This window comes from Akkermansia massiliensis (genome assembly GCF_023516715.1).
In the GTDB taxonomy this organism is placed as follows: domain Bacteria; phylum Verrucomicrobiota; class Verrucomicrobiia; order Verrucomicrobiales; family Akkermansiaceae; genus Akkermansia; species Akkermansia massiliensis.
The window spans coordinates 70,411-86,196 of record NZ_JAMGSI010000003.1; the positions used below are offsets into that span (position 1 = coordinate 70,411).

At 53.8% G+C, this 15,786-nt stretch carries 10 protein-coding genes, 3 tRNA genes and 2 rRNA genes; 2 read left to right on the top strand and 13 right to left on the bottom strand.

The genetic code is table 11. The features are described 5' to 3' along the window. Positions 1-232: 232 nt before the first annotated feature. The 5 genes from M8N44_RS13340 to M8N44_RS13360 form a co-directional block, all read right to left on the bottom strand. Positions 233-3,068: ribosomal RNA gene (locus M8N44_RS13340) — 23S ribosomal RNA — on the bottom strand. 210 nt (positions 3,069-3,278) lie between these two features. After that, positions 3,279-3,355, bottom strand: a tRNA-Ile gene (locus M8N44_RS13345). A gap of 82 nt (positions 3,356-3,437) precedes the next feature. Next, positions 3,438-3,513, bottom strand: a tRNA-Ala gene (locus M8N44_RS13350). A gap of 170 nt (positions 3,514-3,683) precedes the next feature. Continuing rightward, a 16S ribosomal RNA gene (locus M8N44_RS13355) occupies positions 3,684-5,195 on the bottom strand. Together the 16S and 23S rRNA genes with 2 tRNA genes alongside form the textbook arrangement of a ribosomal RNA operon. Before the next feature lie 552 nt (positions 5,196-5,747). Beyond that, positions 5,748-7,883 carry a TlpA disulfide reductase family protein gene (locus tag M8N44_RS13360; RefSeq protein ID WP_180973693.1) on the bottom strand — a complete coding sequence of 712 codons (2,136 nt, stop codon included), beginning with the start codon at positions 7,881-7,883 and terminating at the stop codon, positions 5,748-5,750. Positions 7,884-8,208: 325 nt separating this feature from the next. On the opposite strand from M8N44_RS13360, the gene M8N44_RS13365 reads away from it, so the two are divergent. After that, complete coding sequence (locus M8N44_RS13365; protein ID WP_022395910.1) at positions 8,209-8,601, top strand: helix-turn-helix domain-containing protein; 393 nt, start codon at positions 8,209-8,211, stop codon at positions 8,599-8,601. A gap of 102 nt (positions 8,602-8,703) precedes the next feature. Further along, positions 8,704-9,330: a hypothetical protein gene (locus M8N44_RS13370; RefSeq protein ID WP_146020157.1), complete on the top strand. Its 627-nt coding sequence runs from the start codon at positions 8,704-8,706 to the stop codon at positions 9,328-9,330. A gap of 478 nt (positions 9,331-9,808) precedes the next feature. Here the strand turns inward: M8N44_RS13370 and M8N44_RS13375 are convergent. From M8N44_RS13375 to M8N44_RS13410, 8 genes are all read right to left on the bottom strand, one after another. Beyond that, positions 9,809-9,885 (bottom strand) — tRNA-Arg (locus M8N44_RS13375). Between the two features lie 80 nt (positions 9,886-9,965). Continuing rightward, positions 9,966-10,451 carry an rRNA maturation RNase YbeY gene (gene ybeY / locus M8N44_RS13380; protein WP_180975201.1) on the bottom strand — a complete coding sequence of 162 codons (486 nt, stop codon included), beginning with the start codon at positions 10,449-10,451 and terminating at the stop codon, positions 9,966-9,968. Next, positions 10,435-12,189 (bottom strand): HD family phosphohydrolase, encoded by a 1,755-nt coding sequence (locus tag M8N44_RS13385; protein ID WP_102728512.1) that lies wholly within the window; start codon positions 12,187-12,189, stop codon positions 10,435-10,437. Before M8N44_RS13385 ends, ybeY begins: the two co-directional genes overlap by 17 nt. A gap of 6 nt (positions 12,190-12,195) precedes the next feature. Beyond that, on the bottom strand, positions 12,196-13,245 hold the full coding sequence (plsX, locus tag M8N44_RS13390) for a phosphate acyltransferase PlsX (RefSeq protein ID WP_022397822.1): 1,050 nt from the start codon (positions 13,243-13,245) through the stop codon (positions 12,196-12,198). Between the two features lie 149 nt (positions 13,246-13,394). Then, entirely contained in the window at positions 13,395-13,586 is a 192-nt protein-coding gene (gene rpmF, locus M8N44_RS13395; RefSeq protein ID WP_012419324.1) for a 50S ribosomal protein L32, read from the bottom strand. 23 nt (positions 13,587-13,609) lie between these two features. Next, complete coding sequence (locus tag M8N44_RS13400; protein ID WP_022397821.1) at positions 13,610-14,101, bottom strand: YceD family protein; 492 nt, start codon at positions 14,099-14,101, stop codon at positions 13,610-13,612. 119 nt (positions 14,102-14,220) lie between these two features. After that, on the bottom strand, positions 14,221-14,565 hold the full coding sequence (locus M8N44_RS13405; RefSeq protein WP_022397820.1) for a histidine triad nucleotide-binding protein: 345 nt from the start codon (positions 14,563-14,565) through the stop codon (positions 14,221-14,223). A gap of 55 nt (positions 14,566-14,620) precedes the next feature. Next, a complete protein-coding gene (locus tag M8N44_RS13410; RefSeq protein WP_102728567.1) occupies positions 14,621-15,667 on the bottom strand; it encodes an L-threonylcarbamoyladenylate synthase in 1,047 nt (348 codons plus the stop codon). Positions 15,668-15,786 lie beyond the last annotated feature (119 nt).

The window sequence follows — 15,786 nt, forward strand, 5'->3', positions numbered from 1 at the left end:
GGGGGAAGAGTTTTTCATTTTCTTCATCCTGCCTGCCCGGGAGCCCTTGGGGGGGCTTTGAGGGGGATTTTTTAAGGGTTGTTGTGTGTGTGGCTAAGAAGATTTCCTCTCGTTACGAGGGGAAGGAATCAGCGTAAACTGACATCTGCGTGGCTGGTGGTGTTACTTTTAAACATACATCCAATGAACAAGACAACAGCAAGTTGTTATTCACGAACGGGAGTGATGTAATATGATGAAGTCTATTGGTGATTAGTATCGCTTGGCTCAATACATTGCTGCACTTACACCTGCGACCTATCAACGTGGTGGTCTTCCACGAACCTATAGGGAAAACTCATCTTGGGATGGGCTTGGCGCTTAGATGCTTTCAGCGCTTATCCCGTCCGCACTTAGCTACTCGGCCATGCACTTGACAGTACAACCGATGCACCAGTGGTGCGTCAGACCCGGTCCTCTCGTACTAAGGTCTGAACCCCTCAATTTTCCAACGCCCACAGAGGATAGAGGACCGAACTGTCTCGCGACGTTCTGAACCCAGCTCGCGTGCCGCTTTAACCGGCGAACAGCCGGACCCTTGGGACCTTCTCCAGCCCCAGGATGCGACGAGCCGACATCGAGGTGCCAAACCACGCCGTCGATATGAACTCTTGGGCGTGATCAGCCTGTTATCCCTAAGGTACCTTTTATCCGTTGAGCGACGGCAATTCCACTTTCTACCGCCGGATCACTTGGGCCTGCTTTCGCATCTGCTCGACTTGTTGGTCTCACAGTTAGGCGGGCTTATGCCCATGCACTCGACACCCGGTTGCCAACCGGGCTGAGCCCACCTTCGCGCTCCTCCGTTACTCTTTGGGAGGATACCGCCCCAGTAAAACTGACCGGCTGACACGGTCCTCTGGCCGGATTCACGGCTCAGGGTTAGATCCTCCAGTTTCAAAGGGTGGTGTCTCATTGATGACTCCGACGCCCCCTAAAGGGCGTCTTCAGCGTCTCCCACTTACTCTGAGCATTAAAACCGAAGAAACAATGACAGCTTACAGTTAAGGTCTATAGGGTCTTTCCGTCCTTCTGCGGGTAGGCGGCATCTTCACCGCCACTACAATTTCACTGAGCGCCTGGTTGAGACAGTGCCCAACTCGTTTCACGATTCGTGCAGGTCGGAACTTACCCGACAAGGAATTTCGCTACCTTAGGACCGTTATAGTTACGGCCGACATTCACCGGGACTTGGGTTCAGAGCTTCGCCTTGCGGCTAACCCCTTGCCTTAATCTTTCGGCATTGGTCACGTGTCACACCCTATACTTCGACTTGCGTCTTTGCAGAGTGCTGTGTTTTTGATAAACAGTCGGTTGGGCCATTTCTCTGCGGCCTGCATCGCTGCAGGCACCCCTTCTTCCGAAGTTACGGGGCTAATTTGCCGAGTTCCTTAACCAGGTTTCACTCTTACGCCTTGGTATATTCTACCCACCCACCTGTGTCGGTTTGCGGTACGGGTCGCTTAGCATACGCTGGGGCTTTTCTTGGCACTCGATCCAATGATGCGCTGAGTCCGTGGACTCAACTCGGAATTCAATAACCTAGTCATCTTTTCTCATGCGTCCCCCCAGTTTAAGGGTCGCGAGCTCAGGATTATTAACCTGATATCCATCGCCTACGCCTCTCGGCCTCGGCTTAGGTCCCGGCTAACCCAGGGACGAAACACGTTGCCCTGGAAACCTCGGGTTTACGGCGGCCGGGGATTTCACCCGGCTTTACGTTACTCATGTCTGCATACTCACTTGCATGTGCTCCAGGGTCAGTCGCCATCACCCTTCAACGCGCATGCAACGCTCTTCTACCACTCTACCGTAAGGTAAAGTCCAGAGCTTCGGTATAACGCTTGATCGCCAATCATTTTCGGCGCAGGATCACTCGATGAGTAAGCTATTACGCATTTTTTAAATGGTGGCTGCTTCTAAGCCAACATCCTCACTGTCTGTGTAATCCCACATCCTTTCCACTGAGCGTTATTTAGGCACCTTAGCTGCTGGTCTGGGTTGTTTCCCTCTCGACAATGAAGCTTATCCCCCACTGTCTCACTGCCACGTTCCATTGCACGGTATTCGGAGTTTGATAAGGTTTGGTAAGCGGGTGTGCCCCCTAGCCTTGTCAGTGCTCTACCCCCGCGCATCAGCACGTGACGCTGCACCTAAATGCATTTCGAAGAGAACCAGCTATCACGGGGTTTGATTAGCCTTTCACTCCTACCCTCAGCTCATCAGAGAACTTTTCAACGTTCACCTGTTCGGTCCTCCACATGGTTTTACCCATGCTTCAACCTGGCCAAGGGTAGGTCACCTCCGCTTCGGGTCCAGTACCTGCGACTTAATTCGCCCTATTCGGACTTGCTTTCGCTGCGACTCCGGGCCGGAAGCCCTTAGTCTTGCCACAAACACTGACTCGCAGACTCATTAAACAAAAGGCACGCCATCGCAGATTGCTCTGCTCTGACACTTTGTAGACATACGGTTTCAGGTTCTATTTCACTCCGCTCACAGCGGTTCTTTTCACCTTTCCCTCGCGGTACTTGTTCACTATCGGTCGCCAACTAGTATTTAGCCTTGCGCGGTGGTCCGCGCTGATTCATACATCGTTCCACGTGTGATGTATTACTCAGGATTCCACTAATTCCCACGCTGGATTTCGTCTACAGGGCTTTCACCTTCTACGGCCAGCCTTTCCAGGCTGTTCTACTATCCAGTATGGTCGAATATCTCGTGGTCCTACAACCCCGAAGGAGTACCTTCGGTTTGGGCTCCATCCGCTTTCGCTCGCCACTACTTACGGAATCGATTTCTCTTTCTTTTCCTCCGCTTACTGAGATGTTTCACTTCAGCGGGTTTCGCGTTTCATACCCTATGTATTCAGGTATGAACGATCGAGTATTGCCTCGATCAGGTTACCCCATTCGGATACCCCCGGATCATCGCTTGCTTGCAGCTTCCCGAGGATTTTCGCAGCTTGCCGCGTCCTTCTTCGCCTGTTGGCACCAAGGCATTCACCGTACGCCCTTACTTACTTCATCATATTGCAAAAGTTTTTTACCACTTCCACAATACCACAAAGCCCTTTCGTGACTTACTGTATTGTCTTATTTCTTGGTATGCATGTTTTAAATTGTGTATTGTAGTTGTTTTTCAACTACCCACTTTGTTGGAAAGCAATTGCTTCTCAGCAATTGTTTTCTTTGCCACGCAGATGTCAATTTTCGCTTTCCCTCAATAATCGATTTTTTTGGTGGGCCTGACAGGACTTGAACCTGTGACCCCGCGCTTATCAAGCGCGTGCTCTAACCAACTGAGCTACAGGCCCGGCTTTGGGTCTCTGAGAGACAGTTACCAAATACTAAAGTTTAGTTACTAAAGTTTTCCGGCTCCCGCCTTCTTACCGAAACTGGTGGAGGCACGGGGACTCGAACCCCGGACATCCAGCTTGCAAAGCTGGCGCTCTACCAACTGAGCTATACCCCCAGTTGCGGTTCTTTTTGAAAAAAGGTCGTCACGCACGTCGTGCCTAGTTTCGCTCCAAGCGAACTGGCTGTTTACACATCTTTGGTTCGTTGCGGGCCCTCGCGGGTTCCGCTCTCTCTTCCCTCGGGAAGAGATCCGACCTGTGCATTTTTCATGCACTTTCTCCATAGAAAGGAGGTGATCCAGCCGCAGGTTCCCCTACGGCTACCTTGTTACGACTTCATCCCAGTTACCAGTCTCACCTTAGGACCCTGCCTCCTTGCGGTTGGCTTCAGATACTTCGGGTGCGACCGGCTTCCATGATGTGACGGGCGGTGTGTACAAGACCCGGGAACGTATTCACGGCGCCGTAGCTGATGCGCCATTACTAGCGATTCCGGCTTCGTGTAGGCGGGTTGCAGCCTACAGTCCGAACTGGGCCCAGTTTTTAGGATTTCCTCCGCCTCGCGGCTTCGGCCCCCTCTGTACTGGGCATTGTAGTACGTGTGCAGCCCTGGGCATAAGGGCCATACTGACCTGACGTCGTCCCCACCTTCCTCCCAGTTGATCTGGGCAGTCTCGCCAGAGTCCCCACCTTTACGTGCTGGTAACTGGCAACAGGGGTTGCGCTCGTTGCTGGACTTAACCAAACATCTCACGACACGAGCTGACGACGGCCATGCAGCACCTGTGTAACGCCTCCGAAGAGTCGCATGCTTTCACATGTTGTTCATTACATGTCAAGCCCAGGTAAGGTTCTTCGCGTTGCATCGAATTAAGCCACATACTCCACCGCTTGTGCGGGTCCCCGTCAATTTCTTTGAGTTTTAATCTTGCGACCGTACTCCCCAGGCGGCACGCTTAACGCGTTAGCTCCGGCACGCAGGGGGTCGATTCCCCGCACACCAAGCGTGCACCGTTTACTGCCAGGACTACAGGGGTATCTAATCCCTTTCGCTCCCCTGGCCTTCGTGCCTCAGCGTCAGTTAATGTCCAGGAACCCGCCTTCGCCACGAGTGTTCCTCTCGATATCTACGCATTTCACTGCTACACCGAGAATTCCGGTTCCCCCTCCATTACTCTAGTCTCGCAGTATCATGTGCAGTCCGGGGGTTGAGCCCCCGCCTTTCACACACGACTTACGAAACCGCCTACGCACGCTTTACGCCCAGTGATTCCGAACAACGCTTGAGACCTCTGTATTACCGCGGCTGCTGGCACAGAGTTAGCCGTCTCTTCCTCTTGTGGTACTATCTTTTTAATTTGCTCCCACATGACAGGGGTTTACAATCCGAAGACCTTCATTCCCCCACGCGGCGTCGCACCATCAGGGTTTCCCCCATTGTGAATGATTCTCGACTGCTGCCACCCGTAGGTGTCTGGACCGTGTCTCAGTTCCAGTGTGGCCGGACATCCTCTCAGACCGGCTACCCGTCATCGCCTTGGTGAGCCGTTACCTCACCAACTAACTAATAGGACGCGAGCCCATCCCCAAGCGCATTGCTGCTTTAATCTTGCGATTTTATGCGGTATTAATCCCAGTTTCCCGGGGCTATCCCACTCTTGGGGGCAGGTTACTCACGTGTTACTCACCCGTGCGCCACTAGAGAATTATTAGCAAGCTAGCAATTCTCTCGTTCGACTTGCATGTCTTATCCACGCCGCCAGCGTTCGTTCTGAGCCAGAATCAAACTCTCCATCAAATATAATTTTTGAAATTGCTGGACCAAATGGAATCTTTCGATTTCATCTGCGCCATGCTTCAGTCAGCTCTTCCCTCAAGTTGTGTCTCTTGAAGTCCTCTTCGCTCTGCCAAGCACGGCGCGCGTCACGACCTTTTTTCTTTCCCCTTGCTTCTACCAATCCGCCCCTCTCGGAGCTAGGTCGCTCCTTTGGGTTTTTTCTCCCTCACACGTCTCTCGACGCATTCGGGAAAACCCTCGGCGGGTTCGGTAGTCATTCCCTTGAAATCTTCTTATCGGCCCCTTTAATGAGGCTCTTCCGGGTGGCCGGCCCCGGCTTCATTCAGGCCCTCTTTCGAGTCCCTCCTGCCGCCGGGCTTTTCATCCCGTCGCCGTGTTGGCGTGCCGAGAAGTCTACCATTTTCACCTCCCTTGTCAATTTTTTTCGATATGTTTTTGCGGAGATTTTTTTAGAATTCTAAATATTACTGATTCTTAACGTATTACATTTTTCTCTTTTCCCGCAAAAAAGGCCCCTTTCATCACGAAAGGGGCCTAAACGTTTCAGAATTCTTAAGCTTCCGCCTGTTTTTTCTTCATGGCTACATACTGGTGCATGAGGGGTAATTCCCGGAGTGCATTCACAGCGTCTTTTTTCGCCTGGGCGTAGTCTTTTTTCTCCATGGCCATTTCCATCATGACTTGATAGCAAGCCGCATTATAACCACCGTCATCCCGCGTATTGAAGTCTTTCATGATCTGGAGGGCATGCCGGGCCGCTTGATAGTTGTATCCACGCATTTCATCCGACCCATTCAGGATTTTCAGGAGGTAAGAAGCCAGGGAGTCTTCCTTCGGAAAACGCTTCAGCACTTGGTCTATGATGTCCGCCACCTTTTGGTAGTCCTTCTCCTTCCAGGCTTTCCCCGCCTGAACTTCCGCCACTGTAGAGGCAAACCATCCGTCATCGGCAAATCGCTCGGCGTTTTCCTCAATCAGTTTTTTGTATTCATCAAATTTCTTTTCCTTGCGCAGTTCAAAAGATTTTTTGATGACAGCCTGCAGGGCCTGCTGATGAGCTTTGCGCTTCGCATCCTCCTCAGCAAACCGGTTCTTGTCAAAAGAGTCCCAGAGGGCCGTTTCCGCCACCCACGCGGGCATCCTTTTAATTTCCCCTGCCCACAGCAATGTTCCGTCACGAACGACGGCGGCGGCAGGGAACGAATTAAGCTTCAGGGAATCAAAAAGTTCCATCACGGAATGGTCCGACGGAATACCGACAGGGTAGGCAGTCCATCCTTCCGGACCAGACAGATATTCCTGCATCTGTTTTTGATCCATCGGAATGACACCCAATACCACAGCCTTCACCTTGGGATTGTCCAGAAGACCATATTTTTTCAGGACTACATCAAGCGTTTTCCCCGGAGCTCCATCACTCCACATGCCATTGTTCCTCGCAGCTCCTCTCCAGAAGCTGATAAATACGGTTTTGTCAGAAGGCAAGCCCGTCAGCCCGGGATGATTGAACCAATTCAGCTTGCTGAAAAGGGGCGTGTATTCCTTGTCTTCCTGCACAGGCCCCATTTCCTGCATTTTCCGAGGAGGCTCCGGCTTAATTTCCTCAGCTACCTGGTCCACAAGGGATTGGAACGTCTCCGAATTGCCCGAAAGCTGCTGCAGCTTCGTCCACGCCTTGCTGATGGAGGTCAGGGAAAGCGCCTTTTCCATATCCCGAAGCGCTTCCTTCATGTTGCCCTGCCGCTCCCGGAGTTCACCCATCAGACGCCAGGGAAGGGAAGCTTCCTTGTTGCCTTTCCTTGAGATTTCAATGCAACGGTTCAGACACCGCTCCACCAGAGCGGCATCCATCTTGCCGGCAGGAACTGATTTTCCTTCCATCAAGGTTCCAGCCACATTGATCTGCACGCGGTAGTTGTCCGGATATTCCTTGCACAAGCTGTCAAGTACCGACTGAGCTTCCTGGAATTCTCCTTTTTCCGCTAGTACGATGAACGGGATCATCTTCAGTTGAATCATCTGATCCTGTTGAAATTCCCTTGAATCCTGGATTTGCTTTAAAAACGCCATGGCTCCCTGTTTTCCTTCTTTCCGGACCACCTCGCCCAGCTTTTTCGAGACTTCCCGATAACGCTTCCACTCACGGGCGCCCGCATCAGAATTTTCCGACGGAAGGGAAGCGGCGGAAAAATCAGGTTTCAACATGGCCTGCATGATTTCTTCCGAGAGTTTTACGGGATGTCCGCGCCAGATGAGTTTACCGTTCTTTACGGCAAAGGCATGCGGAATGCCGTTCACATCCATAGGAGCCAGCCATTTTTCCCTGGTTCTCTTTCCATCCACATCCACCGCCATTGTGTAAGTAAGGGGAGACGGCCGATTTTTTAAAAATTCCTTCAGAGCCTCCGGAGATTTCCGGTCCATGACATTGACTCCTATGATCTGCATGCCCGGGTTGTCTTTAAATGCCTGATGCAGTTGTTCCATATGGGGCATGGCGGCCAGGCACGGTCCGCACCAGGTGGCCCAGAATTCAAAGATGTATACCTTGTCCTTTTCCCATTCCTTGACAGGCGTTCCCTGCAGCCATACTTCCGGCAATCCCTCCAGGGAAAGGGTGGGAAGAGCATCCGCAGAAGCGGCAGTTTTATTTTCTTTTTTTTCAGGAGAGGCAGCCAGTAAAGGCATTCCCGCAGACATCATAAAAACCGCGGAACACCCCAAGGCGAATAAAGAGGAATTTAACATGATAACACGGTACTCCCGGAACGGGCTTCGTCAAGCCAATAGAAGAAGATGAACCAGAAAGGATCCCTCCCAACGGGCGCTCCTTTTCCGGAACAGCGGTAAAAATACCTTGAAGAAGGAAGAATATTAAACATGAAGTTTTTCGTCTAAAATAAGAAAACAGGCGCTTCCAGGATTCACATTTTTTTGAGTTTCATTGGATTTAGGAAAAACGATTTACCTTTTCGGATACACAAAGACAATATTATTTTCTAAAATAGAAAATATGCCAGAAATGGCTTGCCAGATTTTTCTGAATGCGAAAAATGCGCGCATGGATGAAATGAAGTCCAGCATCAGAAAGTTTCTTGCCCTTACGAAGATGACACGTGACGAGTTCGCCGATCTTTGCGGCGTTAGCAAAAGCCAGGTTGATAAATGGCTTTCTACTGTTCCTATTCCCCGTGCACGACAACGCCTCATCATCAGAATCATGAAAGAGGAGTACGCCAAACACGCACGTTTGGTGCAGACCAAGAACCCGAACAGTATTTATGTTCCCGTTACTCCTCAAAAGTATGAGAAGTTCAGAAATGAAGCGGAACGCCACGGTTTGACCGTTCCGGAATGGGCCAGTGAGGCTTTGGATGCTCTTTCCAGCATCAAGAGCAAAAGTTAAAAGCAGGGTTCACTATCCCGGAACAGTTCCAAGGAAAGAGAAAATAGCGTTTCAAACGCTGCCATCCTATTTTTTCTTTCATCACATAACCTGCATCAATTCATGTCTGACGACGATATACGCACCATGGTCAAGGAATGGCTGCAATGCCAAAAACGCAAGTCCTACCAATTGGCGGAGGAAATAGGAATCCGGCCCCAGACGTTTTACGCACAGATGAGCGTTCGCAAAATATCGGCCAATACGAAAAAAGCACTTTCCCGAATCATTCCGGAGCTGGCTGCCGATGCGGATTTAAACGCTTCTTCCTCTGAGAAAGAAAACAATCCTGAAAAGCTTAAAATCAAGGAATGGCTCCGCACACACGGTAAAACGCGCCAATGGCTGGCGGAACAATGCCGGGTTTCCGTCCGCACCGTGCACACCTGGTTTGCCTTTCGCGGCAGCATTCCCGTCACCCAGTCCCTTTTCATCGGCAAGCTGATGAGTGAGGGCGAACCCTGGAAAATTCAAATATCAAATACCATTCCCGTGATTTTTTCAGAGACGGAAATGAGCATTATCCACAAGTTTCAGGAACGCCATCCGGAGATCGACCTTCCCATGTACGGCATGCATAAAATTCTGGAGTTGTGCGTAAATGTACTCGTTCAGGATGAATATTCAAATCCGCTCCAAACTTCCGGTTTCATCAGAACCCCAGAGATTTGCACCCGGCAGTCAGAATAAAAAATATTCAGCCTCCCGGTTCCCTTTCTGTGAATACATGCGCTATTGAATGCACTAGCCCCGTGCGCGGACCATCTCCGGAACGCCTCAGTATTCCCGCCAGTCTGAACCGTTTCTTTCCATCCAGTATGGCGCCCATTCGGAGGCCCTTCCCTCCCCTTCCGGTGTGATGACGGCAGAAGGATTTTTTAACTACGGCCCCCATTCCATCAGTTCCATCGCCCAACAGGATTGATTGAAGAACAGGAGGCCCCCTTTTCCGTGCACAAGATAAGAACGGGAACTGCTATTTCTTCCGACAACGGAGCAAGACAGCCACACGGGATAATGCCGCTTTATTCAGGCCGCCCATCCGTATTTGCACCATTTCCGGCCCCGTGCCACCGTTCTTGCAGGGATGCTTCCACCGATGAAAGAAACTTTTCCCTCACATGAAAGAACCCCGTTTTTCTTAAAAAGAATACGGGGTTCCGAAAGATGGCACGTCCAACTGGATTCGAACCAGTGACCCACTGCTTAGAAGGCAGTTGCTCTATCCAACTGAGCTATGGACGCATGGTGCGGAAAAAGATTAACAGAGTTCATCTCGGCTTGGCAAGCCCGTATCTTTTAAAAGCGCGCTTTCAGCCGCCGGGTCAGCAGTTATCCGGGAAAGAGATGCCTGCCAGGGCAGTCCCGAATTCCCGCACCAGCGGTTCCTGACGGGAGAACATGCGTTCCCGTTCTTCCGGCTCCGTGTCTATGTAGCCGTGCAGGTGCAGGAGACCATGCACCATGTACCGGAAGAGCTCCCTGAAAACCGGCTCATTGAATTCCGACGCCTGCCGGATGGCGGTATCATAACTGACGATGATTTCCCCCATTCCGTCCCCATGCGGGAAGGTGATGACGTCCGTCACCGTGGGATCATTCAGAAAACGGGCGTGCACGTCCCGGATCACGTCATCGTCCACCACGCTTATTTCCACCTCGTCCAATACGGAGAGGACGGGCACAGGGCCTTCAGGCAATGCCAGCACAGCGGGGAGGCAGGCATCCAGGGCGCGGGCCAGGGCATCCGCAACGGACGGACTGAGACGCCCTTCTTCCAGATGATTATAAAGTTCAAGACGCGGTTTCATTTTTCTCCGTATCCGTCCCGTCCTTCTGCTCCACCTCTGCGGGCTTTTCCTGCTGACCGGCATCGGGCAGTTCCATGATTTCCGGAACAGCTTTGCCTTCCTTTTCCTTTTTCTCCGCTTTTTCCTCTTCCTTCATGGCAGTCACCACAGGAAGAACAGGCTTTTCAATTTTTGCCTCCGGATTGTGGGAAGGATACGCAATGCGGTTGTGGTGAATGCTTTTCAGCGTCTTGATGAAGCTGTTGCGGATTTTCTTGAGATCCCCGAAGGTAAGGCCGCAATCGTCCAAATGGCCGTCCACCACCCTCTGCTTCAGGAGTTCATCCACCCTTTTCTGCATTTCCTCACAGGAGATTTTTCCCATGGAGCGCGTGGCGCTTTCCACGATGTCCGCCAGGCTGACGATGCCCGTTTCCTTGCTCTGGGGGTTGGGGCCCTTGTAGCGGAAGTTGGATTCCACCACTTCCGGCACATCGTCCGGAGAGGCCAGCCCGCTTTCCACCCGGCTCAGAATTTCATCCCGGTATTGAAGGGCCTTCCGGTAAAAGAAGTAGGCCAGCGAGGTGCCGTGATGCTGCTCAATAACGTCCACCAGAGGACGCGGAAGGTTGTTCGCCCTGGCCAGCTCCACCCCGTCCTGAACGTGGTCGATGATGATGCGGGCGCTCATGCTGGGCGTGAGCTCATCATGGGGGTTGGGGCCGTCCATGATGTTTTCAATGAAGTAGAGGGGGTTCTGCATTTTGCCGATGTCATGGTAATAGGCCGCTACCCGGCATTCAATGGGGTTGGCGCCGATGGCTTCCGCCGCCGCTTCCGCCAGCTGGGCGACCATCAGGCAGTGGTGGAAGGTACCCGGAGCTTCCATTTGCAGCCTCTTCATCAGCGGGCGGTTCATGTCCGCCATTTCCAGCCAGGAAATGGGCGTAATGATTTTAAAGACCCCTTCTATAATAGGCAGTACGCCGCTGATCAGCACGCTGGTCAGCATGCTTACGCCAAACGCCACGGCCAGGCATACCAGTACGCCTACCAGGTTGTAGTCCCACGCCTGGAGATTGATGACGCCCATGATGCAGCACAATACCATGACGAGCAGCCCCACGAAGAAGCCCGCACGCAGCAACTGGGCACGGTTCCGCAGGTTATGGGTAAGCAGCACGGTGAGCATGCCGGAGAGGGAGCTCAAGATCCAGAATTGGACCTGCTTTTCCGGTACGTACTGCTCCGGCAGGATGAAGAATCCACCGAGCATGCAGATGGAGATGGTGGCGAACATGCCCAGCAGCGGCCCCAGCAGCACCGTTACAATCAGCGGTGCCATCATATAGGGCAGGTACAGGAGTTCGTTGCCGATGTCGGACGTAATATCAGCCGTCACATGCCGGATAAGGCCAAAGAACAGGAGCTGGACCAGAATGGCCCCCCACGTGACGACAAAGGTTTTGTTTTTCCTGCGCAGGGAACCGGCGCAGAGCCAGTACATGGGCATCAGCGCCAGCGTCACGGAGAAGAGCAGAAAGGCTTCCGACACATGGTGCCAGACGGATTTCCCCCAATGGGGACTGTAACTGCCCATCCATTGAAGAACGATGAAGACCAGCACGCACAGGCCCACGGATACCGCCAGGCTGGAGTCCAGTCGGTCACCGGGGGAGCGGGGCACGGAGGCCGCCTCTTCCGGTTTTTTTCCTTCTTTTGCCGCTGCTGCGGCATGTTTTTTCAGAAAATGAAACATGATTGATTATTTGGGGTACACTTCGGAAACCTCCGGAATAGTGCCCAGCCTGGCCATCTCCTCTTCAATGAGGGGATTGACACCCTGCTGCACCATTTCCATGGAGACTCTCAGGGCATTGCGGATAGCGACGGGGGTGGAGCTGCCATGCGCAATGATCGTCACGCCCCGGACGCCCAGCAGGGGGCTTCCCCCCACGGAGTCTGCAGAGAGGCGCGCCTTCATGGCGCGGAATGCGCCGGAAGCGCAGGCGGCTCCCATCATGCGGAGCGGGTTTGCCTGAAGTTCCTCCTTCAGCCATTTGCCGAACGCCTTGGCGGTGGCCTCGCAGGTTTTCAGCAGGACGTTCCCGGTAAAGCCGTCCGTCAGCGCCACGTCTATTTCATGTTCAAAGAGATCGTGGCCTTCCACATTGCCCACAAATTTAAAAGGGAGCGCGCCGCGCTCCTCCAGATGCTTCAACAGACAAAAAGTTCCCTTGGTAAAGTCCGTTCCCTTTTCATCCTCGGAGCCATTGCTCATGACGCCCACCTTGGGCATCGGCTTGCCGTATACGGAACGCGCCAGAATGCTGGCCATAACGGCATAGCCCACCAGATGACGGGGCTTGGCGTCCGGATTGGCTCCGGTGTCCGTCACATTGCAGACTCCGAATTCATTCGGAAGCTGGGTCACGATGCCCGCGCGCTCCACGCCGTCGAGCAGCCTGAGCTTGATGGTGGCGGCCGCTACGGCCGCGCCCGTGTTGCCCGCGCTGACCACGGCGTCCGCATCCCCGGTCTTGACCAAGTCCACGGAGACGGACATGGAAGAGTTTTTCTTTTTCCTTACCGCCAGCAGCCCGGATTCATTCATTTCCACCACTTCCGCGGCGGGAACGATTTCCACGCGCGGGCCGGAAAGCCCCCAGCGGTCACAGGAGCTGCGCACCACCTCTTCCCTCCCCACAAGATAGATTTTTTCAATGAGAGGGAAATCCTGCAGGGCCCGCTTCGCCCCGTCCATGTTAATATCGGGCGCATTGTCGCCGCCCATCACATCCAGTGCAATCTTCATAGTATTTGTTGAAGAAGTGTGTTAGCAGAAAAAATAGCCTGCTTCAAGCAAGTTCAGCCGCTTTGCGGAGCAAAAGCGGCTGGAGAGGTCTACATGGTAGCGCCGCAGTACGGCGATAACTTTCAAGGCAAATGCGGCGCCTGCGGAGCTTACGCTTCCGCCTTCACCACGATTTCCTTGCCGGAGCGGGTCGTGTACGTACCGCAATTGGGGCAGGCGGTATGACCGGGGGTGCTGCTGCCGCAATTCTGGCACTTGCGGAGCTTCGGAGCACGCCATGCCTGCGCGGCAAGGCGGGTACGCTGCTTCATCTTGGACGTTCTGCGCTTAGGTGCTGCCATAATTTTAGTTGGTAAAAAGGTGATTAATGATGATCCCCCAGCTCATTGAGGGCGTCCCACACGCCGCTATTCTTGCTCGGGGCAGAACTGTTTACACCCGTTCCCCCCTCTTTGTCCACTCCAAAATATGGAGTTTTCGCCATACAGTCATTTTCCATGCCTCCGTCCGCACATTTCGGATAGGCAGGAAAATCCAGGACTATTTCCTCCCTCATGGAGTCTGAAACGTCCACAACACTCTGTGCGTCAATTTCAAAAGAGGCGGCAAAATCGCTCACCTCCACCACGTAGTCAAAGTAGCCCAGGCAGCGCACGCAACGGAATTTGAACGGAGCGGAAATATTGCCCCGTACGAATAATTCGTTTTCAAATCTCTGCACCTGCAAGTCAAAAGCAAGAGGCCCAATGGAAGTAACCTCTTCATCATCGATGCCGAAGATTTCGGAATCCAGCTCACCGCTGTATTTTTTCCCCGCTTCCGGCAAGTTTTCAAGCTCTACCAGCAATCTTTTCATGAATGCATCTTACAGGCAGACTCCACGCCTGACAAGCAGACAGGGCGGCACCATCCCCGGAAAAGGGCAGGAATGACACATCCCCTCCCTCCCACCGGCGGCACTAATTCCGCTCCGGCCTAACCGGGAGGCCATTCCAGCTTGCGGCCTGCCAGCAGGTGCATGTGCAGATGGGGTACCGCCTCTCCGGCGTCCGGGCCGTTGTTGATGACTAGGCGGAAGCCGCTTTCATCCAGGTGGAGGGTCCGTGCAATCCGTCCGGCGGCCAGCATCATATGGCCCAGCAGGGCGGCATCTTCCTCCCCTGCACCGGAAAGGCGGGGAATGGGTTTGCGAGGAACCAGCAGCAGGTGTTCCGGAGCCTGGGGGCTGATGTCCCGGAAGCAGACGCATTGTTCATCCTGGTACACGATGTCCGCAGGGATTTCCCCGGAACAGATTTTTTCAAATAACGTAGCGGCCATAAGTTCAAAAAGGGATTCGCGGTGACTGTAGCATATCCGGGGAGCCGTGGACAAGTCATTCCCTGGAGGCGGAGGCGCGGCGCAGGCGGTCCATGATGGCCCGGCCCAGCCCGGCTTCCGGAACGGGTTCCGCCACGATGACGTCAATGGCTTCATTTTCATCCATCTGCCTCATCAGGGCAAACAGGCGCACGGCAGCCTCCGCCAGCCGTCCGCTGCCGGGGCTCATGGCCACCACTTCCGTCCACCTGCCCTCCTGGGCAAGATCAGACGTTCCCTCATAGGAGAGCAGACCGTACCGCACTCCTTCCACGGGCACGAATTCTTCCCCGGCTTCCAGCAGCGTCATGGGTTTGCGCGGAGCGTAATGGCTGCCGAGCTGGCCCGGAGCATCCGCCGGAGCTTCTTCCGAAACGGGACGGACAGCAGGCTTGCGGCGCACCACCTTCACCAGGTTCCGGAACTGCTCCCGGGTCACCGGACCTTCACGCAGCAGTTCCAGCGCGGGCTTTCCCTTCTCGTCAAGCATGGGACGCACGATGGTGCTTTCCAGCCCCTCGGAGCAGGCTCCGGCGTCCAGAATCATTTCTATGCGTCCATCCAGCTCCTTCTGCACGGCGGAGGCGGAAGTAGGGCTGATATGGCCGAAGCGGTTGGCGCTGGGCGCAGCCACGGGACGGCCCAGCGCTTTCGCCACCCCGCGCATGGCGGGATGCGCGCTTACGCGCACGGCCACCGTAGGCAGGCCGCTGGTCACGATGTCCGGGATGATGTCCGCCTTCGGCAATACCATCGTCAGCGGCCCCGGCCAGAATTTGGAGGCCAGCGTATGCACCAGTTCCTTCAGTTCCTCCGGAATGGCGGTGTATTTGTCCACCTCCTTTCCATGATGAACATGGATAATCAGGGGATCGAAGGAGGGCCTTCCCTTGGCTTCAAAAACTCTGGCTACCGCTTCCGGATTCAAGGCATCCGCTCCCAGGCCATACACGGTCTCCGTGGGGATTCCCACCAGCGCTCCCGCAGCCAGCGCTTCCGCCGCACGGACATACAGCTTGCGGTTGTCTGACAGGGGGTCTACCTCGAACATTTCGGTTTGCATGGCCTTATCCTTGCCTGAAGGAAGCTCCTGCGTCAAGTAAGACCTCCTTCCCCGGAGGGGAGAAGCCGTCAAATTCGCGGAAGTGCGGCATCTCAGCCGGACATGAAGGTTCCTGGCCT